Origin of the sequence: Sphingomonas sp. CFBP 13714, from assembly GCF_014842205.1 — a bacterium.
GTDB lineage: Bacteria > Pseudomonadota > Alphaproteobacteria > Sphingomonadales > Sphingomonadaceae > Sphingomonas > Sphingomonas aerolata.
This window is the reverse complement of record NZ_JACYVG010000004.1, coordinates 311,039-330,340: the sequence shown is the minus strand read 5'-3', so window position 1 is coordinate 330,340 and position 19,302 is coordinate 311,039. Positions and strand designations below refer to the sequence as shown.

Here is a 19,302-nt window from a genome sequence, read left to right as displayed (position 1 = left end):
CTGGTCTTCATCACATACGGCAGGACCCGCGATAGTGCGTCTTCGGCAAGCACTAGGGGGCGGAGTCTAGCACAAGGCAGGCCGTTGCGATCGACGCCCGGATCGAACATGATGCAGCATGGACTTCATGAAGTGGCTCAATTCGCTCGACGAACTTCTGTACGAAGTGATGAGCTGGGTGGTCTTCTTTCCCCTTACGCTTTGGCAGGCGCTCTTTCGACCGATCCGTACGATGGAGGAGATCGAGCGCGAAGCCGCGCTGCCCGACGATGAACGCTACGCGTCGATACTCAGTCCGCCCCTTTTTCTGGCTCTCACGCTGTTGCTGGGGCACAGCGTCGCTACGGCGTTGGGCCAGACCGACGAAATCATCGCCAATCATCATGGTCTGGCCGACCTGGTCAACGACAATGCCAGCGCCCTGGTCCTCCGCGTCGTCGTTTTCGCGGGTTTCCCACTCTTCCTGGCAGCCCGCATGGTGCGCCAACGCAGGATCAAGCTTGATCGCAATTCCCTGCAGCAGCCATTTTACGCGCAATGTTACCCGGCGGCCGTCTTTGCGCTGGGTCTGAGCGTCGGCAGCAGTTTCGGGATGGACCATCATCAAGCGACGCGCATGATTGGACATTGGCTCGTCGGATCGAGCATCGTGAACTTCTGGATCGTCGAAACGCGCTGGTTCGCGCAGGTGTTGGGGATCAGCCTGGTGCGCGCGACCTGGAACGTCCTTGTCGGGCTGCTGGAAGGCGCAACATTTCTGATCGCGGTGGGCTTTTTGTTCACCCGCTAGCGCGGACTTTGCGATCAATGGAGAACCGCCCGCCCCACGCTTGCCAGGCGGTTCTCTAAGACCTGCGAAAGCATGATCACTGCACTGGCGGTTACAGCGCACCTCCTTCGGCCAGCGTCTGGAGCTGATCGGCCATCGCGCCCCAGCCGGCTTCGAAGCCCATCGACCGGTGGCGCTCCCACGCTTCATCGGTCCAATGGCGTGCCGCGGCGGTAAAACGGGTGCCGTCCCCGTCTTGCGCGATCTCGAACAGGCCGACCATTAACGGCCCACTGGGCTGCCAACCCGCTGTAAAAGCATCGGTGAATACGAAGCGGCGGTTAGGCTCATAGTCGAGGACTACGCCCTCGTTAAGCATCTCCTCACCGTCGGGGCCATGCATGACCACCAGGCTACGGCCTCCGGGGCGCCATTCGATCTCGCGTGCTTCGGCGCGCCACGGTCGCGGACAGAACCACTCCTCGAAGCGGTCGACCATTGTCCGCCAGACATCCTCCACGGGGGCAGCGATGCGGCGCTCGACACTGAGTTCACGAATATTGCTCATCGTTTCTCTCCTCGGCACAATAGGGTTACGTAGCGCTTCAGGTGCCGCACGCTCTCGCGCGCCGCTTGCGGATCACCAGTTGCCTTGGCGACGACGAAACCGCCTTGGAGCACCACTTGAAAGTGGAGCGCGAGGCTCGCTGCATCGACGTCGGCAACGCCGTGATCAGCCAGCGCTTCGGCGACGTCGCCTTCGAGCGTGCGCGCATGGCCGACGATTGCCGCCTCAGCAGCGCGCGCAATCGCGGGGTGTGATTGATGCACCTCCTGCGCGAGCGTGCCAGCCAGACAGGTGAAGGCGTCGGTGCCGCCGTCGATCAGCGCCTCGCGCAGGTCAAGATAGCCCAACACGCGCGCCAGTGCCGCGGGTTCGCGATGATAGTCCGCATCGGCGAATAGCGGCGTCGTGATCGCCAGCCAGTGGCCGGCGGCGGCCACCCCCAGCGCCTCCTTGGAAACGAAATGGTGGAAGAAGGCGCCCTTCGTGACTCCGGCAGCCGCACAAAGCTGGTCGACGCTGGTGGCCGCAAAGCCGTTGCGGCGGATGAGCGTCACGGCTGCGTCCAGCAGCTTGTCGCGAGCGCTATTGGAAGATCCTCGACTCGTCATAATGCAAACATACCAACCGGTCGGTATGCCCGCAAGGATCATCAAGACGGTGTTCGGAAGCGATAGTCGCAAAGGTCGGGATTGAAAGTCGGTGCCCCTATCGAATGGTAGGAACTGAGGGGGCGAACGCGTCGCGAATGTCCGGGCCCGGGTCCATGCACCCGGCCGTCGGGACCAGTACACAGGTCGTACGATTTCGACCGGGATTGCCTGAAACGCTATTCAGTGCAGGTCGCTCTGCCGTCGGGGCCAAGCGCACAAGCAGCCGCCCTTATAAGCGCGATAATGGCGGCTGCAGTGCAACCTGGAAGCCCATGGCTAAAGGGCACGGAATGATCAGAATCGATTCTCATAACTCAGGCCAGTGGCGGATAAGCCGTGAACGTTCGGAAACTTTCCCCGATCGACACGGCCTATCCACCCACCGACGTAGCTTACGTCGCCTGGTTCGACGATATCGGCTTGGCGGTGACGTCAAAGCGGTCGGCGTTCATAACCTTGACCCAGGCACGGATGAAGTCGCGCACGAACTTTTCCTCGTGACCGTTCTCGGCATAGACCTCGGCCGTCGCGCGCAACTGCGAGTTCGAGCCGAAGACCAGGTCGGTGCGGGTCGCCTGCCACTTCTTTTCACGACCGCCGCGATCATAGCCGATGAACTTCTCGTCGCTCGACGTGTCGACCAGATCCCAGAACGTGTCATTGTCGAGCAGGTTGACGAAGAAGTCGTTCGTCAGCTGCCCCGGACGCTTGGTCAACACGCCGTCGGGTGCATCGCCGAAGTTCGCGCCCAGCACGCGCAGGCCACCGACCAGCACGGTCATTTCCGGCGCGGACAGGCCGAGCAGCGAAGCCTTGTCGAGCAACAGCTCCTCGGTCTTCACCGGGTGACGCGTCTTCAGGTAGTTGCGGAACCCGTCGGCCTGCGGCTCCATCCACACGAAGCTTTCGACATCCGTCCACTCCTGCGTCGCATCGCCACGGCCGCCAAGGAACGGTACCGCCACGTCGTGCCCGGCGTCGCGTGCCGCTTTCTCGACCGCTGCCGAGCCCGCCAGCACGATCGCGTCGGCCAGCGACATGCTGCCCCGCAAGTCGTTCAGCTTTGCCAGAACCTGGCTGAGCTGCTCGGGCTCGTTGACCGGCCAGTCCTTCTGCGGCGCGAGCGCGATGCGCGCGCCGTTCGCCCCACCGCGGTGGTCCGACCGGCGATAGCTCGACGCCGAAGCCCAGGCGGTCTTGACCAGCTGGCCGATCGTCAGCCCGCTCGACAGCACGGCGTCCTTGAAGGCCGCGACGTCAGCGTCCGACGGTACGGTGCCTTCGGGGACCGGATCCTGCCAGATCAGCGTCTCTTCGGGAACCTCGGGCCCAAGGTACCGGACCCGTGGCCCCATGTCGCGGTGCGTCAGCTTGAACCAGGCGCGTGCGAACGCGTCGTCGAGCGCCGCCTGGTCGTCGCGGAAGCGCAGCGCGATCTCGCGGAACTCGGGGTCCACCTTCAACGCCATGTCCGCGGTGGTCATCATCGTCGGCACACGCTTGTTTGGGTCGCGCGCGTCGGGGGCCATGTCCTCCGGTTCCGGGTTGACCGGCTGCCACTGCTTCGCACCGGCCGGGCTTTCGGTCAGCTCGTAATCGTATTTGAACAGCAGGCGGAGATAGTCGCCGGTCCACTTGGTCGGGTTGTTCGACCACGCGCCCTCGATGCCCGAGGTCGTGATATGGCCCTGGCCGATCTCCTCGCTGTCGGTCAGCCAGCCGAGGCCCTGCATGTGGACCGATTCCGAAGACGGAGCCTTGAAGTGCGGTGCGGCCTTGGCGCCATGCGCCTTGCCGAAGGCATGGCCGCCGGCGGTCAGGGCAACGGTTTCCTCGGAGTTCATCGCCATCCGCTGGAACGTCGCCTTCATGTCGCGTGCGGACATGAGCGCGTCGGGCTCACCGCCCGGTCCCTCGGGATTGACGTAGATCAGCCCCATCTGGATCGCTGCAAGTGGCCCTTCGAGCTCGGGCATGTCCTCGCTGATACGCGTCTGCGCACCCTCGTTGACCCAGATCTCCTCGGCGCCCCAGAAGGTATCGCCCTCGGAGGCGAAGACGTCCTTGCGGCCGCCGGCGAAACCGAACACCGGTCCGCCCATGCTCTCGATCGCTACGTTGCCGGCGAGGATGAACAGGTCGGCCCAGCTGATGTTCTTGCCGTATTTCTGCTTGAGCGGCCACAACAGGCGACGTGCCTTGTCGAGGTTGCCATTGTCCGGCCAGGAATTCAGAGGCTCGAAGCGCTGCTGACCCGACGACGATCCGCCGCGGCCGTCCGTTACCCGGTAGGTGCCGGCGGCATGCCATGCCATGCGGATCATGAACGGGCCGTAATGACCATAGTCGGCAGGCCACCAGGCCTTGCTGTCGGTCATCAGCGCCGTCAGGTCCGCCTTGAGTGCTGCATAGTCGAGCTGCTTGAACGACTCGGCATAGTCGAACTCTTCGCCCATCGGGTCGGGAGAGACGCCGTGCTGATGCAGCATGTCGATCGGCAGCGCGTCGGGCCACCAGTCCTTGTTCGTGCGACCGAGGAGCGAGCGGGCCTTAACCTCGCCGCCACCCTGGGGGCCCATTGGGCAACCGCTTGCCTTAGGCTGTTCGTAATCGGCCATCTTGGCGTCCTCTCCTAATGAGTTTTACCACCGTGCTGGTAAAATGCCGGATCTCGGGTACATTTGTCCAATCGATTATACGGGCGACAGCTATCATCGCACTCGATCACAGAGGGCTGTGAGCGTGTCGTCTGACGGCGCGTACATTCGCGATGATCCGGGTCATCATCATCGTCAGGCCGACAGACGTCGCGGCAACCGATATGATCAAGGTGTCGCCAAACTTACATTTACTGAGGTTAGAGGATGGGCGTCTTTAGTCTGGTTCAGAGTTTTTCGTCGTGACCGCGCCCCAAGTCCGCCCGATAGATCGTTGGTTCGTCGACCTCGAAAAGCGTGGCGTGTTCGCAGACCCGGCTAGCCGTGAAGGACGGGACTTCGTCTATCGCCGCAGCGCGGCGGGTGCATCGCTGCAACGTGACCTGCTCGTTCCGGCGTGGACTGAGAGCGCAAGACCGGGCGCTGGCGATCTCCGTCCGCACGACCCGATCAATCCGCAATACGACCCGGCAACGCCCTCCGCACCGGCCCCGATGCAAGGACCTCTGCAATGAAAACCGCGATCTACAAATTCCTGGGCGGCACGGCGTTTGCTGGCGCCATGCTCGCGGTCTGCAGCACGCCCGCTGCAGCGCAGGAGGCGCGCAACGTCATCCTCTTCCTCGGCGACGCAGGTGGCCTGTCGACGCTCGGCGCCGCAGGGATCCTGGCGCACGACCGGCCGCAATCGCTGTTCATCCAGTCGATGCCCAACGTCGCGCTGTCGGATACGTCCGCACTCGATCGATGGGTGACCGATTCCGCGGCCGGGATGACCGCGGTCATGACGGGTCACAAGACGAACAACGCGATGGTATCGACGACGCCCTCAGGACCGGGCGGCCGCGCGATGCCGGTCAAGACCCTTCTCGAATATGCCGAGCAACGCGGGCTGTCGACGGGTGTCGTCACCAACATGAATATCTGGGATGCGACTCCGGCCGCGACCTTTGCGCATGTCGCCGCGCGCGCGGACAAGGGCGAGATATTTCGCCAGATGCTCAAGCCCCGCTTCGGCGACGGCGTCGATATCCTGATCGGCAAGGGCCGTGCCGACGCCGTCGCGGCATTCGCCGGCCCGGGCACGAGCGCGGAACAGGCGTTCAGGACCGCCGGCTACCGCTTCGGCGAGGATCCCGCGCTGGTCGCCCAGGCACCCCGGACCGCGGTGCTGCGCGATGCCGACTTCGCGCCACTTCCCGCCGTGGAGGCGACCGTCGCGCAGCTCGCCCGCAACCCGAAGGGCTATTTCCTGATGGTCGAATGGGACATGCACACCGACGATCCCAAGGCAGGCCTGCGGCATGTCGTCGAGATGGACGACATGATCCGCCGGATCAGCGCGGTCGCCGGCAAGGACACGCTGATCCTGTTCACCGCGGATCACAGCTTCGGCCTGCGGATGACCGGCGGCAAGCGCACGACGCCGCTCGCGACGCAATATGATCCCGATGCGAAGTCGGTGATCAGCGTCGAACCCGGCCATACCGGCGAAGAGGTCGTCGTCGCCGCAAGCGGCCCCGGTGCGGACAAGGTCCGGGGTTTCATGCCCAACACGCGGCTCTTCGACATCATGCTGTCGGCATTCGGCTGGAAGAAGGACAAATGATCCGCCCTCAGCCTGCCTGACGGCTTTTTTCGCTCCCGGATCGCGACGCGTATGACGATGGACTAGCGGCCGAAAGCGGTCAGCCCAACGATGAATGAATGTACGAAGCTGGGGAATGGGGTGAGGGCGCGCGTGATGTCCGGCAATACGTCGTCATGCCTTATCCTCACCTCTGCAGCCGGCCCGAGCTGTCCTGCAACAGCCAGAAACGGGTATAGCGTTGCAGGCGCGGGAGAATGATCCACTGCAGGGTCGCGGTGAGCAGCAGGGACGAGGGCAGGAGTTGCAGCGGCAGTGGTGCGTCCTTCAACACCGTACGAACCATCATGCTGATGAGGAGGAGGACCGGGAACACCGTCAGCCATGTCGTCACGAACCGCTTCCACTTGCTGGCACTCGCATCGCTCGGCAGCTCGAAGGTGACGCCGTCGCCAGTTTCGAGCTGGCGGAGCGCCGTGGAGAAGCGGTCCGCGACGGCGACATGCGCGCGCATCTTGGGGTCGTCATGCCATGTATCGGCTGCGGCGCGATCGTCGAAGCGAAAGAGCAGGTGCTGAAAGCCGGCGGTCTGACCGAGCCGGATCGCAGCCCGATACCCCGGCGCCGCACGGGCGTGCCGGTTCAGTTCCTCCACCCAGCGTTCGAAATCCTGCTCGTGGCCGGCACGGATGGCCCGGCTGGTGATGATCGTGGCGGTCTGGTCAGGATCGATTGGCATAACGGCGAGAACAGACGAGGCGGCCGGTACGTTGCGCGGCCGCTTCGTGCATTTTGCCCGTGTCGACTCGCATCAGGACAGGCCTGTCAGTTTTAGCGCCTGACAGACCGTATAGCGCGTCACCGGACCGCCGCGTGCCGCCGTGAGGCCACTAGCACTGCACGCGGCGATCAGCGCGCCAATCGTCGGGCGACCGTCACGATCGCCGCCGTCGCGGCGATAGGCGGTGATCGCATCCTGAATGCACCGGATCACCGGTTCATTCCGTTCATAAGCCCGGGCGCGGCGATCGCCATGCCGGAGCGCCATATCTGCAATGCCATCCATCATCGTCGACAGTCGATAACCGATTATCGCGACGGGATCATCATCGTCCGACACCAGGCTAGGGCGTGCGGCCCGTGCCATGATCAGAACGGCGTTGAAGGTTTCCGCGCGACTTTATAATGGCACTGGACCGGTTACTTCGGTCACCTCGCGCCCGGCAATTGTGCTCGGCAGCCCGCATGCAGGCAGAGCGTCAGGGTCTTACGTCACAATGAATTATCGCCATTCCTTCCATGCGGGCAACAGTGCCGATGTCGTGAAGCACAGCCTGCTGATCGCGCTCGTGCGGGCCTTGCAGCAGAAACCGGGCGCGCTGACGCTGATCGACACGCATGCCGGCTGCGGGCTGTACGACCTTGACGGCGAGGACGCGCAACGCACCGGCGAGTCCCTACAGGGTGTGCTGCGGGCCTTTGCCGAGCCGAACCCGTTGCTGGACGACTACTGCGCCGCCGTGCAGGCGGTGAATTCCGGGACCGAGCCGCAATTCTACCCCGGCTCGCCCCGGATCCTCGCGCAGCTTCTGCGACCGCAGGATTTGCTGATCCTGAACGAGAAGCACCCCGAGGACGCCTATACCCTGCGCGGGGTGATGCGCGGCACGCCCGCTGCGGTGCACGAGCGCGACGCCTATGAGCTTTGGCTGGCGCTGCTGCCGCCCCGGACCGCGCGTGGCGTGGTGGTGGTCGACCCGCCGTACGAGCAGCCCGATGACCGCGACCGTATCACCGCGACCCTCGCCGCCGCGCACCGCAAATGGGCGCATGGCGTGACGGTGATCTGGTATCCGCTGAAGGACCGCGCCACGCATACGCGGTGGACGGGGCAGTTGCGCAGGCTCGGTATCCCCAAAGTGCTGGGGGTGGAGCATTGGCTGTACGATGCCGATCAGTCCGGCATCTACAACGGCGCAGGCCTGTATATCGTCAACCCGCCCTACGCCTTCACGCAGGCGCTGCCGCCTATGCTCGAAGCGCTGCGCGCGGTGCTGGCGCCGGAGGGGCATAGCGGCGAGATCACCGCCGCGTGGCTGGGCGATTAGCGTAAACCCGCATCGCCCCGCTCTGGCCGGCTGCAAACGGCCGGGCTGCCAACGTCAAAAGACCGGACGCTCTGGCAGGCAATTCGCATCGTCGAGAGCGGCCGTCCGTTAAGTACGATCATTCCCGATTCTCCAGCTCCGGTCGGCGATTTTGGGAAGATCTATTGGGACCAGAATCCGTGCCGCCGGCGGGCGCCAAGCTGCTGACGGTTCCGAAACCGGCCTCATGCGTGTCGTTGCAGAAGCGCGGGGGTTACGATCGCACGGCGAGATCGTTATAGATTCGTAATGAAGATCGCTGCAATTTCCGACATTCACGGGAATGTCGCTGCCCTCGACGCAGTTCTCGGCGACATCGCCACCCGGCACGTGGACCAGATCGTGAACCTCGGGGACATCTGCTCAGGGGGCCTGTTCCCGCGGGAAACAGCCGATCGACTGATGCCTCTGGGATTGCCCACTATACGCGGCAATCACGAACGTCAGATCTCGGAGCAGCCTCGCGAGCGCATGGGATTGTCCGATCGCCACGCCTTCGACCAGCTGAGCGCTGAACAGCGTGCGTGGCTGACAGCATTGCCCACGACCATGCGCCTGTCCAAAGATGTGCTGCTTGTTCATGGCACGCCGGACAGCGACCTGACCTATTGTCTAGAGACGGTGACGGAGGCGGGGCTTCGTCAGGCCACTCGCGAGGAAGTTCGACACCGTGCGGGAACTACCGATGCGGCCGTGATCCTCTGCGGCCATACGCATCTCCAGCGGGTGATGACGCTCGACGACGGGCGCATCGTCATAAATCCGGGAAGCGTTGGCCTTCCGGCATATGACGATGACCGACCCTACGCTCACCTGGTGGAAAGCGGATCGCCGCATGCGCGCTATGCGGTATTGTCCAATGAGGGTGATGGCTGGGTGGTAGAGTTTCTGTCCGTCGATTATGATTGGGAACAAGCGGCCCGTGATGCCGAGGCGAATGCCCGTACCGACTGGTCCAGACCTTTGCGAACAGGTCGGGTCTAGCACGAGGGTATCGTATTTCCCGATGCGAAGTGCGTTTCGGGAAGCCGTGTCGCTTCTCGAAATCCGGTCCCTCAAGGAACGGCATCAGCGCCGAGCCTCCCCGAAGCCAATTTTCCGCAGTCGCCGACCAAGCGTCACGTGTGAGCTCGAAGCCCTCAACGTTACCGGCATCATCGTCAGGCAGCGTATGCGCCGCCGGGTTATTGGTCGCGTCTTGAAGCCTGGCACCGAAGACATATCGCAGGGTCGGGTCGGTTGCCGGGGATGCGTGTTGGGTTCATCGTTCTTCCTTTTCTGCCCTGCGGGAACTTACGAGCATTCGTTGACGCCATCGACGTATCTGGCCGTCAATGCTCTGACTTGGCTGAGAATTTTGTACGTAAACATGTCAAAAATTATGACATATTCGTTCAAGGGCATGAGCACGGCGCTACGGGAATAATTGCGATGATCGTTGCAGCGGCAAACCGATAAGCAACATTCGCTAGGCAAGATTTCGAAAATATGGTGTGGATACGGCGATGTCGAGGAATGCCACGGCAATCATCGACCGTACGTCTTGATCGAGGAATCCAATGCGCGCGTCAGTGTTACAGGCGTCCGCTGCGGTCGGAGCCGCCCTGCGCGGCAAGCATCCGAACGCCCCGACGCCTGCTCGCCAAAGCAGCGTGCCGACACCGAGGGGCCGCTCCGCGTTGCGAACCGCTACGTGCGACATTCACGAACGCCGGCATCGTCATCCCGTGCTTTCGCGTCGCGCGGCAAGCACGGCCGACCGGGACGAATATCGTCAGCTTCTCGGCCACACATACGGTTTTCATACCGTCGTCGACCCCATGCTCGGTGTCGGCGGTGGACTGACCGGCTGCCTTGTCTGCGACCTGCCCGAACCAGGAGTGAGTGCCGGTGACCGGAGCCGGTGTGCCGTCAGGCTGGACACCAACCTACCCGACGCTGCCGTGCAGGACCCACCTGCTGCAAGGGCAGCGGCGGTGTCGATGTTTGTGGCGTATGAGGGATGGATGCCGGCATGACGAAGCAAATGGACGGTGCCGTCGATCTGACCAACTGCGATCGCGAGCCGATCCATATTCCCGGCTCGATCCTCCCCCATGGTGCGATGCTCGTGGTCGATCCTGCAACGATGCTGGTCGAGCAGGTCGCAGGCGACACCCTCGGCCTGTTCGGCAGGGATGCGGCGTCGCTGACCGGGCAGGACCTGGCGAAATTGCTAAATGCCGAACAGCTTCAGCGGCTTCGCGAGTTGCTTCAAAGCTCCAGCCTCGCGCGCCCGCGTCACCTGCTGGATCCGTTGCTGCGGGTCGTCCCCGACCGCGCGATCGATGCCAGCGTCCATCTGAGCGATGGCGCGCTGGTGATCGAGGTCGAGGATGCCGACCTGAGTGACCGTCATGCCGTCGATCCGCTCGCCTGTGTCCAGGAAATGTTCGACGGACTTGGCGACGCTCCCGATCTCCAAGCCTATTGCCAACTGGCTGCCGAGCGGGTGCGGGCGGTCGCGGGCTACGACCGGGTGATGGTCTATCGCTTCATGCCCGACGATTCAGGCTGGGTATTCGCCGAAGCCCGGCACGACGACATCACGCCATTCCTCGATCTGCACTACCCAGCGTCGGATATCCCGAAACAGGCCCGCACGCTGTATCTGACCAGCTGGCTGCGTCTGATCACCGAAGTCGATTACACGCCCGCGCCGCTGCTGCCGTCGATCAATCCGAGCAGCGGCCTGCCGCTCGACATGAGCCACGCGACCCTGCGTGACGTGTCCCCGATCCACCGGGAATATCTGCGCAACATGGGCGTCGACGCCTCGATGTCGATCTCGATCATCTTCGAAGGCAGGCTTTGGGGGCTGATCGCCTGTCACCATCATACGCCGCGCCGCCTGCCGCGTCATCTCCGGGGCGTCTGCGAGCTGTTCGGATCGATGTTCTCGCTGCAACTCGAAGTGCGGCTGCGCGCCGAGCAGCTCGAGGCCCGGTTGCTGTCCCGCAAGGCGCTGTCCGGGATCATGCACGCGCTGGCGAGCGAGGACGATTACGGTGCCGGGCTGGTCGCGCAGCAGCAGCAGCTGCTCGACTACATAGAAGCGGGTGGTCTTGCGCTGCGGGTTGGGCAGACCCGTGGCGGTGTCGCCATCCGCGTCAACAGCGGCATCACCGCGTTGGGCAATACGCCCGATGACGACCAGATTGGCGCACTGACAGACTGGCTGACCCTGCGCATGGGCACGTTCGAAGGGGTGTATGCCACGGATCGGCTAAGCGAAGAATATCCGCCGGCCAAGGCCTATGCGGAGATCGCCTCCGGGTTGCTTGCCGTGTCCGTCTCGCGCGAACCGCGCGACTTCGTGCTGTGGTTCAGGCCCGAGGTCGTCGAGACCGTGCAATGGGGCGGCGATCCGAACAAGCCGATGGAGGTCGGTCCGAACGGCATCCGGCTGACGCCGCGCAAATCCTTCGAGGCGTGGACCGAAACCGTGCGCGGCCGGTCGACCCCCTGGTCGCCGTCCGACAACGATGCCGCGTTCGACCTGCGGGTCTCGCTGCTGGAGGTCGTCCTGCGGCGGATCGATGCTGCCGCACGCGAACGGCTTCGCGCCTGGCAGCAGGAACAATTGCTGATGGCCGAACTCGACCACCGGGTGAAGAACACCTTGGCCAGCATTCAGGCGATGGTGGCGCAGACGAGCCGGAGTGCGTCCTCGCTTGCTGCTTTCACGCACGGGCTCGACCGGCGGATCCGGTCGATGTCGCGCGCGCACAGTCTGCTGACGCAAAGCCGGTGGGAAGGCGTGTCGCTCGACGTGCTGATCCAGCAAGAATTGGACGCGTATCGGGCGGAGCATGCGAACGTCACGATCAGCGGTCCAGATGTGATGCTTCTCCCCAAAGCAGCACTGGCACTGTCGTTGGCGATCCATGAGCTTGCCACCAACGCCGGCAAATACGGGGCCTTGTCGGCCGCCGGCGGTCATGTCGACATTCGCTGGCAGTTTGACCCGCACGCTGGACTGGAGCTGCGATGGCAGGAAAGCGGCGGTCCTCCGGTCAGCAAGCCCACACGGCGCGGTTTCGGATCGATCCTGATCGAGCGGGCCTTGTCGCTCGAAACTGGCGGATCTTCGACCCTGACGTTCGACCCGGGCGGGGTGGCGTGCGCGATCGTCATGCCCGCGTCGGTGGCGCAGTCTGGCGGCACCGCCTCCCACGCCTCTATCGCCCATGATGCTCCTGCGAAAGTCACCGACATTCCTACCGACAACCCGCCGCGCATCCTGATCGTTGAAGATTCAGCCATGGTGCTGATGCTCATCGAGGATGTGGTCATCGATCTGGGCTGGGACATCGTCGGTCCCGCGATGCGGCTTCCGGAAGCTTTGAAGCTTTCGCGCGAGGCGGCGATCGATGCCGCTCTGATCGACGTCAATCTCGATGGTGAAATGTCGTGGGATGCTGCTGCCATCCTGCAAGATCGCAAGATCCCGTTCGTCTTCACCACCGGCTACGACAGCGCCACCGTCCTGCCGGAGCGGTTCGCCGGCCATCCCGTCCTCAACAAGCCGTTCTCGGCCGAAGACGTTGGACGCACGTTGCAAACCTTGTTGAGCCGGCACTGAGCGTGCCGCGGGTGAATGCCGGGCAGCGTAGACTGATCGACCATGCCTGGCCGCGACCGGTTGCGGACGTTCGTTCATGCTTGGCGACACCGTTGAAAAATGGCTGGCATCCAACGATGATCAACTGCGGTTCCTGCGATTGCTCTCTTTGCAGCAAGCGCAATGTCACAACCGTCCGGTTGCGCGACCGCTTACGCTTCATCGACGGCGTGACACTTTTTTGAGGGCTCGCGACAATGTGTCGATCGAATAGGGCTTATGCACCAGTTCGAACCCGTGCGTACCGCTCTGCGCCAGAACCTCGCTGTACCCGCTGGTCAACACGACCGGAAGCTTAGGATACAGCCGGCCGATCTCCTGACCCAGCTCGATACCGGACATGCCCGGCATCATCACGTCGGAGAAGACGATGTCGAACCTGCCTGCATCTGTCGCCAGTTCGGCGAGTGCCTTGGAGGCGTCCATCGCCAAGACCGTATGATAGCCCAGCTCTCCCAACGCCTCGGTCGCGAACATGCCAACCTCGGCATTGTCCTCGACGACCAGCACACAGGCGCCTTCGCCGAGCGGCAGGGAGTTGTCGCCTTCTTCGGCCGCTCCGCCGTCCAGCCCGTCGACCCGGGGCAGGAACATGGTGAACGTTGCGCCTTCGCCTTCGTCGCTTGTGACGACGACGCCCCCGCCGGACTGCTTCGTGAAACCGAAGACTTGGCTGAGGCCAAGGCCTGTCCCTTCGCCTACCCCCTTGGTGGTGAAGAACGGTTCGAAGATCCGTTCAATGTTGTCGGCTGGAATACCGGGACCGCTGTCGGTCAAGGAGACCGTCACGAACTCGCCCGGCGTGGCCGGATGGGACCGTATGGCGGGCATGCCGGATGCTGCCGCAACGACGATGGCCAGCTCGCCCGCGCCGTTCATGGCATCGCGCGCATTGACCGCCATGTTGACGATCGCGGTGTCGAACTGGCTGCGGTCCGCGTCGATGTAGCAAGGCTCCGTCGGCAGCCGATGCGATACCTTGATGCGTGCGCCCGTCAGCGTCCGCACCATGTCGCTGACCGTCCGCACGCTTTCCGAGACATCGAAGACTTCGGGTTTGAGCGACTGGCGGCGCGCGAATGCGAGCAGCTGGTTGGTCAGTTTGGTCGCGCGTTCGGCGGTGTCGGAGATCGCGTCGATATAGCGCTGCCGGCGTTCGTTGGAGAGACCTGGCCGGCGCAATAGGTCGATGGAACCCCGGATGACCGTCAGCAGATTGTTAAAGTCGTGCGCCACCCCACCGGTGAGTTGCCCGATCGCCTCCACCTTCTGCGATTGGCGCAACGCATCCTCGGCCTGGCCGAGGTCGGCGGTTCGCTCGGCAACGCGCTGCTCGAGCGTTTCGGCGAGCGCGCGCAGATCGGCGACAGCACGGTCGCGCTCCGCTGCGATGCTCCGCCGTTCCTCGACGTCGATCAGGACCCCGGGAAAGCTCAGCGGCGTTCCGTCGGGTGCATGATCAACCCGACCGTTCGCCTCGATCCAGTAATATCGACCGTCAGCCCGGCGGACCCGGTATTGATGCGCATAGGACCCACTGCGGGCGATTACCGCGTTGATGGCCTCCGTCAGCCCTGCCTGATCGTCGGGATGTACCGTTGCTGTAATCTGCGCGAGCGGGATGCCGGATCGGCCGAGCGCCGGATCAAGGCCGAAGGCACGCGCGAATGCCTCGTCTACGGTGAATTGATCGCTCGGCAGGTCCCAGTGCCAGGTGCCGATGATGGCGCCGGCTTCCAGCGCGAGTTTCACCCGCTCGACGTTCTGACGCGCGACGGCTTCACTGACACGCAGGCGTTCCTCCGCTTCTCGGCGGGCGGTCACGTCGTTGAAAATAATTGCGATCTGTCGATCTGCGGGATCGCCAACCCTTACTGCCCGTACGTCGAACCAGCGCTGGAATGCTTCGGCATAATTCTCGAAATTGGTTGCTTCACCGGTCTTGGCCACATGCCCGTATGTCTCGAACCAGAACTGCTCGAGGTCAGGTGCGAATTCCGTGACCCACTTGCCGCGCAAGTTGACGCCGGACTGGCGTTCAAAGGCGGGGTTGGCTTCGACAAACCGGTAATCGACGGCTTTGTCATCCTCGTCGAACTTGACCTCTACGATGGCGAAAGCCGCATCAACCGTGTCGAAGATTGTCTGGAAGCGCTGCTGCGCTTTCCGGAGCGCTTCGCCGGCAAGATGCTCTTCGGTACGATCACGCAAAACCTTGACGTAACCGGTATGGCGGCCGGCCGAATCCCGGAGCAGGGATAGCTCACCGCTGGCCCAAAAAGGCTCGTCCCCCTTGCGCACGTGCCAACGCTCATCAGTGGCCCGCCCTGTCTCACGGGCGCAGGCCATCTCTTGCACCGGCACCCCGGCCGCGCGGTCATTATCCGTGAAAAAAAGGAAGACGCTTTGACCGATCACCTCGGCTTCCGACCAGCCCAGCACCCGTTCCGCGCCATAGCTCCATTCGATGATACGGCCTTCGAGATCGCAGGCTACGATGGCGAAGTCCTGTGCGCTATCGACGATCGCCCGCTGGCGCGCTTCGGCTGCAATCAGGCGTCCCGTTGCAACACGCTGCTCAAACTGCACCATGACCTGTCGCGCCATGACGCGGATCGTCTGCTTCTGAACCTCGGTCAGGTCGCGGGGGCGATAGTCCAGAACGCAGAGCGTGCCGATCGGAAAGCCATCAGGGGACTTCAACAGGGCGCCAGCATAGAAGCGCAGATGCGGCTCACCCGTGACCAGGGGGTTGCAGTCGAAGAGTGGGTCGTCTGTCGCATCGGGGACGAGCAGGAATTCATCCTCGAGGATTGCACGCCCGCAGAAAGACGTCTCCAACGGCGTCTCACGAACGCCAAGCCCGACTTCCGCCTTGAAGAACTGGCGGCCGTCCCCGATCAGATTCACGATCGCGATTGGCGCCTCGCAGATCGCCGCCACCAGTTCGGCGATCTCGTCAAACGCCGCCTCGCGCGGAGTGTCCAGCAGGTCATATTCTGCGAGGGCAGCCAGTCTCTGCTTCTCGTGCGCGGGCAGATCGGTCATCGGACTCCAAAGGTTTAGCGGATCACTGTGCTGTAGCATCGTCACCGCCAAGCTCAACGTCGGTCGTTCTTAAACTGTCAAAACCGACCGGTTGTGGCACCCGCAGCGACTTATGCTCTTTCCCGTTCCTCGGCGATGACTCCGTGATCTGAAATTCCTGCATCGCGACCGCTGCGATCACTGAAAGATCCGATGACAGGGAACCTCGGCATGCCTCTCACGTATGTTGGTTAACGAATATATCGTGGGATTGAGACGAGGGGTCGATGACTGAGACTGAAAGAGTTGCCTATCATCGCGACCGGGCTGAGCAAGAACGAAGGCGCGCGAGCCAGGCAATCGATGACCGCAGCAAGAATGTTCATATCGAACTGGCCCTGGCCCATGGAAAAGCGGTCGTTCTTGGCGGGCATCGTCTTCGCGCAGCGCATGATCGATGATGCGGGCCGAAGAGGCTTGACGGTATTACCTCTCGGACGCTTACGCGCATAGCGATGATCATGCGGCGACTGGGGGGCGGAACGGGATGCCGGTGTCTGTCCAGGTTCCACCGTCCGACCACAAGCGATTGTAACACGAGATCAGGTAGCGAATGCTGTCCAGCCCATCGTATCGGAATAGGTGTCGATCCGACGCGGCATGAACGATCGGCGACGCTGCAGACGCGACGATGGATTCGAAGCTGGACAAGCCTGCGCTCGCGACGCTGACATCGGGTGTCCTGGCGAACCTGCTGGTCTGTCTGGCCGTGTTGATGGCGACGTTCGCCAGAACGCTGTCGGGCAAGGTCGCCGTGATCATTGGCCCCGTCGCCATCTTCGTCGCCGCGAGCTTCGGACATTCCATCGCCAACATGTCCCTGCTGCCAATCGGCTGGTCAGGTGAGCGTCTGATCGCCTTCCGCGGTGAGGTGAGCCCAAGGGAGGGCAGGACCGACGGGCACGATGCCGCAGGGGTTGAGGTCGCGGTGGCTGGCGTAGTAATGCGTCTTGATGTGATCGAGATGCACCGTCGCGGCGATGCGCGGATCTGCCAGCATCCGCGCGACGTAAGCATCCAACGCCGGATAGTCGGCGATGCGGCGCACGTTGCACTTGAAGTGGAAGTGATAGACCGCATCGAAGCGGACCAGCGTGGTGAAGAGGCGGATATCGGCCTCCGTCATCGCCTCACCTACCAGCCAGTCGCTGCCGGACAGCCTCTCTTCCAGCCAGTCGAGCGATTCGAACAGCGGGCGCACCGCCGCCTCGTATGCGTCCTGCGTCGTGGCGAAGCCGGCCTTGTACACGCCGTTATTCACCGTGTCGTAGACGCGGTCGTTGACCTCATCGATCTGCTGGCGCTGGGCTTGAGGATAGAGGTCCGGTCCGGATCCGGCGAACGCCGCGAGCATCCGGATGATGTCCGCCGATTCGTTCGACACGATCGTGTCGGTCTCGCGATCCCACAGGACGGGTACGGTGACCTTGCCGGAATAATCCGGCCTGGCGCGGGCGTACAACTGCCACAGGAACTCGGCGTCGTGCAGCGGATCGCCACTGCCGCCGCGGCTCGTGCCGAAGGTCCAGCCATTGTCCAGCATGACAGGATCGACCACCGAGACACCGATCGCGTCGTCCAGCCCGTAGAGCGCGCGCACGATCAGCGTCCGGTGCGCCCAGGGGCAGGCATAGCTGACATAGAGGTGATACCGGCCGGGCGCCGCCGGACGGCCGGGCTGTCCGTCCTGGCCGGGGCTCCCCACCGGGGTCAGCCAGTCGCGAAAGCCCGCATCCTGCCGTTCGAACGCGCCGCCCTTGCTGTCTTCCGTCACCTTGCCCGCGTGCCACGCACCGTCGATCATTCTACCCATGTCATCCCTCCGTCGAAATCGGACCTCAAGCAAGATCCGCCACAGTTCCCCTCACGAACGACCAAAGGCTCTTTTCGTCCCATGCGATGGCTTTGGCGCCGGGTTCGGGACCGGTCGCCCCGATCCAGGCAAACAGCGGCCGCAGGTCGACGGTCGCGTCCACCACGCCGGTCGCCGGGTCGTCGCGAAAGGGATAGGAGGTGCAGGAGCGGTAGGAGGTTCTTGAATGGCGAAGCATGGTCGGATGGCAGGGATGGCGGCTGGGTTGGTGATCCTTGCGGCGGCGGTCGAGGCTGCTGCACAGCCTCGCGTCGAGCGCCTGACAGAGAGGCCTGTCGCGCTGACGCTGTTGCCGGCCACAATGCATGGCCGTTTCGAGCGGAAAGGCGCCGGCTTTGTCCGCCAGTGGCCGGGCAGTTATGCCGAGACGGCGTTTCGGGGCTCGGCGGTATCGTTCGACGTGGGGCCGGGCGAAGTGGCACTCCACGTGCTCGTCGATGGACGCAAGATCACGACGCTCGTCAAGCCCGTCCCCGGCCTGTACCGCGTCGCCGGGATGCCCGCCGGGCGCCACGTGTTGCGCATCGAGGTCGCTTCGGAAAGCCAGTCCGGTCCGACCGGCATCGGGCCGTTCTTTGCCGAGCGGGGGACTGTCGGAGCTAGGTTGCGCAATCGTACGCGGCAGATCGAGTTCGTCGGCGATTCGCATACCGTCGGTTATGGTGTGACGTCGCCCAAACGCGAATGTACCCAGGACGAGGTCTGGGCGACGACAGATACGTCGCGCGGCTTTGGCGCGCTGCTCGCCCGCCGCTACGGCGCGGATTACGAAGTGAATGCGATTTCCGGGCGCGGGGTGGTGCGCAACTATGGCGGGTTCGCGGCCGACACGCTGCCCGAAGCCTATCCCTTCTCCCTGTTCGATCATCGATCCCGCGCCAGCGTGCCCGGCTGGCATCCGCAGGTGATTATCGTCTCGCTCGGCACCAACGATTTCACCACACCGCTTCACGCCGGCGAGACATGGGCGAACCGCGACGCCCTCCATGGCGATTACGAACGACGCTATGTGCGCTTCGTGCAGGCGCTCCACGCGCGCGATCCACGCGCACAGATCGTGCTGTGGGCCACGGACATGGCCAATGGCGAGATCCAGGCGGAGGTGGCCAAGGTTGCCGCGACCTTGCGCAGATCCGGCGCGCCGTGGCTCACCTATGTCCCGGTCAACGGCCTTTCCTTCACCGGGTGCCACTCGCACCCCTCGCTCGCGGATCAGACCGTGATTGCCGACCGGATCGCGGCGGTGATCGACGCGCGCGTCGCGGGATGGGCCCGACGCTCCTGATCGACGGACGGCCGG

Annotated in this window: 14 protein-coding genes and 1 pseudogene; 7 read left to right on the top strand and 8 right to left on the bottom strand. The window is 63.5% G+C overall.

Translation table 11 applies throughout. From position 1 onward, the window contains the following. Positions 1-127: 127 nt before the first annotated feature. On the top strand, positions 128-790 hold the full coding sequence (locus IFT54_RS11710) for a hypothetical protein (RefSeq protein ID WP_192070735.1): 663 nt from the start codon (positions 128-130) through the stop codon (positions 788-790). A gap of 91 nt (positions 791-881) precedes the next feature. Here IFT54_RS11710 and IFT54_RS11705 read toward each other — a convergent pair whose 3' ends face one another. The 3 genes from IFT54_RS11705 to katG form a co-directional block, all read right to left on the bottom strand. Continuing rightward, on the bottom strand, positions 882-1,337 hold the full coding sequence (locus IFT54_RS11705) for an SRPBCC domain-containing protein (RefSeq protein WP_192070734.1): 456 nt from the start codon (positions 1,335-1,337) through the stop codon (positions 882-884). Further along, positions 1,334-1,945 (bottom strand): TetR/AcrR family transcriptional regulator, encoded by a 612-nt coding sequence (locus tag IFT54_RS11700; RefSeq protein WP_192070820.1) that lies wholly within the window; start codon positions 1,943-1,945, stop codon positions 1,334-1,336. Before IFT54_RS11700 ends, IFT54_RS11705 begins: the two co-directional genes overlap by 4 nt. 434 nt (positions 1,946-2,379) lie before the next feature. Beyond that, positions 2,380-4,566 carry a catalase/peroxidase HPI gene (gene katG / locus IFT54_RS11695; protein WP_244648861.1) on the bottom strand — a complete coding sequence of 729 codons (2,187 nt, stop codon included), beginning with the start codon at positions 4,564-4,566 and terminating at the stop codon, positions 2,380-2,382. A 589-nt stretch (positions 4,567-5,155) separates the two neighbouring features. Here katG and IFT54_RS11690 point away from each other — a divergent pair. Continuing rightward, a complete protein-coding gene (locus tag IFT54_RS11690; RefSeq protein ID WP_192070732.1) occupies positions 5,156-6,253 on the top strand; it encodes an alkaline phosphatase in 1,098 nt (365 codons plus the stop codon). A gap of 166 nt (positions 6,254-6,419) precedes the next feature. On the opposite strand, the gene IFT54_RS11685 is transcribed toward IFT54_RS11690, so the two are convergent. Both IFT54_RS11685 and IFT54_RS11680 read right to left on the bottom strand, forming a co-directional pair. Continuing rightward, positions 6,420-6,971, bottom strand: a complete 552-nt coding sequence (locus IFT54_RS11685) for a hypothetical protein (protein ID WP_037533177.1) — start codon at positions 6,969-6,971, stop codon at positions 6,420-6,422. Positions 6,972-7,043: 72 nt separating this feature from the next. After that, a complete protein-coding gene (locus IFT54_RS11680; RefSeq protein ID WP_192070731.1) occupies positions 7,044-7,226 on the bottom strand; it encodes a hypothetical protein in 183 nt (60 codons plus the stop codon). Positions 7,227-7,509: 283 nt separating this feature from the next. Here IFT54_RS11680 and IFT54_RS11675 point away from each other — a divergent pair, with 283 nt between their 5' ends. The 3 genes from IFT54_RS11675 (at position 7,510) to IFT54_RS11665 (ending at position 13,003) form a co-directional block, all read left to right on the top strand. After that, on the top strand, positions 7,510-8,340 hold the full coding sequence (locus IFT54_RS11675; protein ID WP_192070730.1) for a 23S rRNA (adenine(2030)-N(6))-methyltransferase RlmJ: 831 nt from the start codon (positions 7,510-7,512) through the stop codon (positions 8,338-8,340). Between the two features lie 288 nt (positions 8,341-8,628). Beyond that, a complete protein-coding gene (locus tag IFT54_RS11670) occupies positions 8,629-9,363 on the top strand; it encodes a metallophosphoesterase family protein (protein ID WP_192070729.1) in 735 nt (244 codons plus the stop codon). A 1,018-nt stretch (positions 9,364-10,381) separates the two neighbouring features. Then, positions 10,382-13,003, top strand: a complete 2,622-nt coding sequence (locus IFT54_RS11665; protein WP_244648858.1) for an HWE histidine kinase domain-containing protein — start codon at positions 10,382-10,384, stop codon at positions 13,001-13,003. Between the two features lie 198 nt (positions 13,004-13,201). Here IFT54_RS11665 and IFT54_RS11660 read toward each other — a convergent pair whose 3' ends face one another. Then, the gene (locus IFT54_RS11660; protein WP_192070728.1) at positions 13,202-16,090 is read right to left on the bottom strand and encodes a PAS domain S-box protein; all 2,889 of its coding nucleotides are present in this window, start codon (positions 16,088-16,090) and stop codon (positions 13,202-13,204) included. Between the two features lie 670 nt (positions 16,091-16,760). Between IFT54_RS11660 and IFT54_RS11655 the strand changes: the two are divergent. Beyond that, positions 16,761-16,907 (top strand): annotated as a pseudogene (locus IFT54_RS11655) (formate/nitrite transporter family protein); the annotation flags it as partial. A 60-nt stretch (positions 16,908-16,967) separates the two neighbouring features. Here the strand turns inward: IFT54_RS11655 and IFT54_RS11650 are convergent. Both IFT54_RS11650 and IFT54_RS11645 read right to left on the bottom strand, forming a co-directional pair. Beyond that, on the bottom strand, positions 16,968-17,942 hold the full coding sequence (locus IFT54_RS11650) for a glutathione S-transferase family protein (protein ID WP_192070727.1): 975 nt from the start codon (positions 17,940-17,942) through the stop codon (positions 16,968-16,970). A 25-nt stretch (positions 17,943-17,967) separates the two neighbouring features. Beyond that, complete coding sequence (locus tag IFT54_RS11645) at positions 17,968-18,180, bottom strand: hypothetical protein (RefSeq protein WP_192070726.1); 213 nt, start codon at positions 18,178-18,180, stop codon at positions 17,968-17,970. On the opposite strand from IFT54_RS11645, the gene IFT54_RS11640 reads away from it, so the two are divergent. Continuing rightward, complete coding sequence (locus IFT54_RS11640) at positions 18,169-19,287, top strand: SGNH/GDSL hydrolase family protein (RefSeq protein ID WP_244648856.1); 1,119 nt, start codon at positions 18,169-18,171, stop codon at positions 19,285-19,287. The two genes, IFT54_RS11645 and IFT54_RS11640, sit on opposite strands and share 12 nt — an antisense overlap. Positions 19,288-19,302 lie beyond the last annotated feature (15 nt).

Coding starts and splice junctions, on each gene's coding strand:
- IFT54_RS11710 (WP_192070735.1), top strand. CDS start 128: ATGAAGTGGCTCAATTCGCTCGACGAACTTCTGTACGAAGTGATGAGC.
- IFT54_RS11705 (WP_192070734.1), bottom strand. CDS start 1,337: ATGAGCAATATTCGTGAACTCAGTGTCGAGCGCCGCATCGCTGCCCCC.
- IFT54_RS11700 (WP_192070820.1), bottom strand. CDS start 1,945: ATGACGAGTCGAGGATCTTCCAATAGCGCTCGCGACAAGCTGCTGGAC.
- katG (WP_244648861.1), bottom strand. CDS start 4,566: ATGGGCCCCCAGGGTGGCGGCGAGGTTAAGGCCCGCTCGCTCCTCGGT.
- IFT54_RS11690 (WP_192070732.1), top strand. CDS start 5,156: ATGAAAACCGCGATCTACAAATTCCTGGGCGGCACGGCGTTTGCTGGC.
- IFT54_RS11685 (WP_037533177.1), bottom strand. CDS start 6,971: ATGCCAATCGATCCTGACCAGACCGCCACGATCATCACCAGCCGGGCC.
- IFT54_RS11675 (WP_192070730.1), top strand. CDS start 7,510: ATGAATTATCGCCATTCCTTCCATGCGGGCAACAGTGCCGATGTCGTG.
- IFT54_RS11670 (WP_192070729.1), top strand. CDS start 8,629: ATGAAGATCGCTGCAATTTCCGACATTCACGGGAATGTCGCTGCCCTC.
- IFT54_RS11665 (WP_244648858.1), top strand. CDS start 10,382: ATGGATGCCGGCATGACGAAGCAAATGGACGGTGCCGTCGATCTGACC.
- IFT54_RS11660 (WP_192070728.1), bottom strand. CDS start 16,090: ATGACCGATCTGCCCGCGCACGAGAAGCAGAGACTGGCTGCCCTCGCA.
- IFT54_RS11650 (WP_192070727.1), bottom strand. CDS start 17,942: ATGGGTAGAATGATCGACGGTGCGTGGCACGCGGGCAAGGTGACGGAA.
- IFT54_RS11640 (WP_244648856.1), top strand. CDS start 18,169: ATGGCGAAGCATGGTCGGATGGCAGGGATGGCGGCTGGGTTGGTGATC.
- IFT54_RS11645 (WP_192070726.1), bottom strand. CDS start 18,180: ATGCTTCGCCATTCAAGAACCTCCTACCGCTCCTGCACCTCCTATCCC.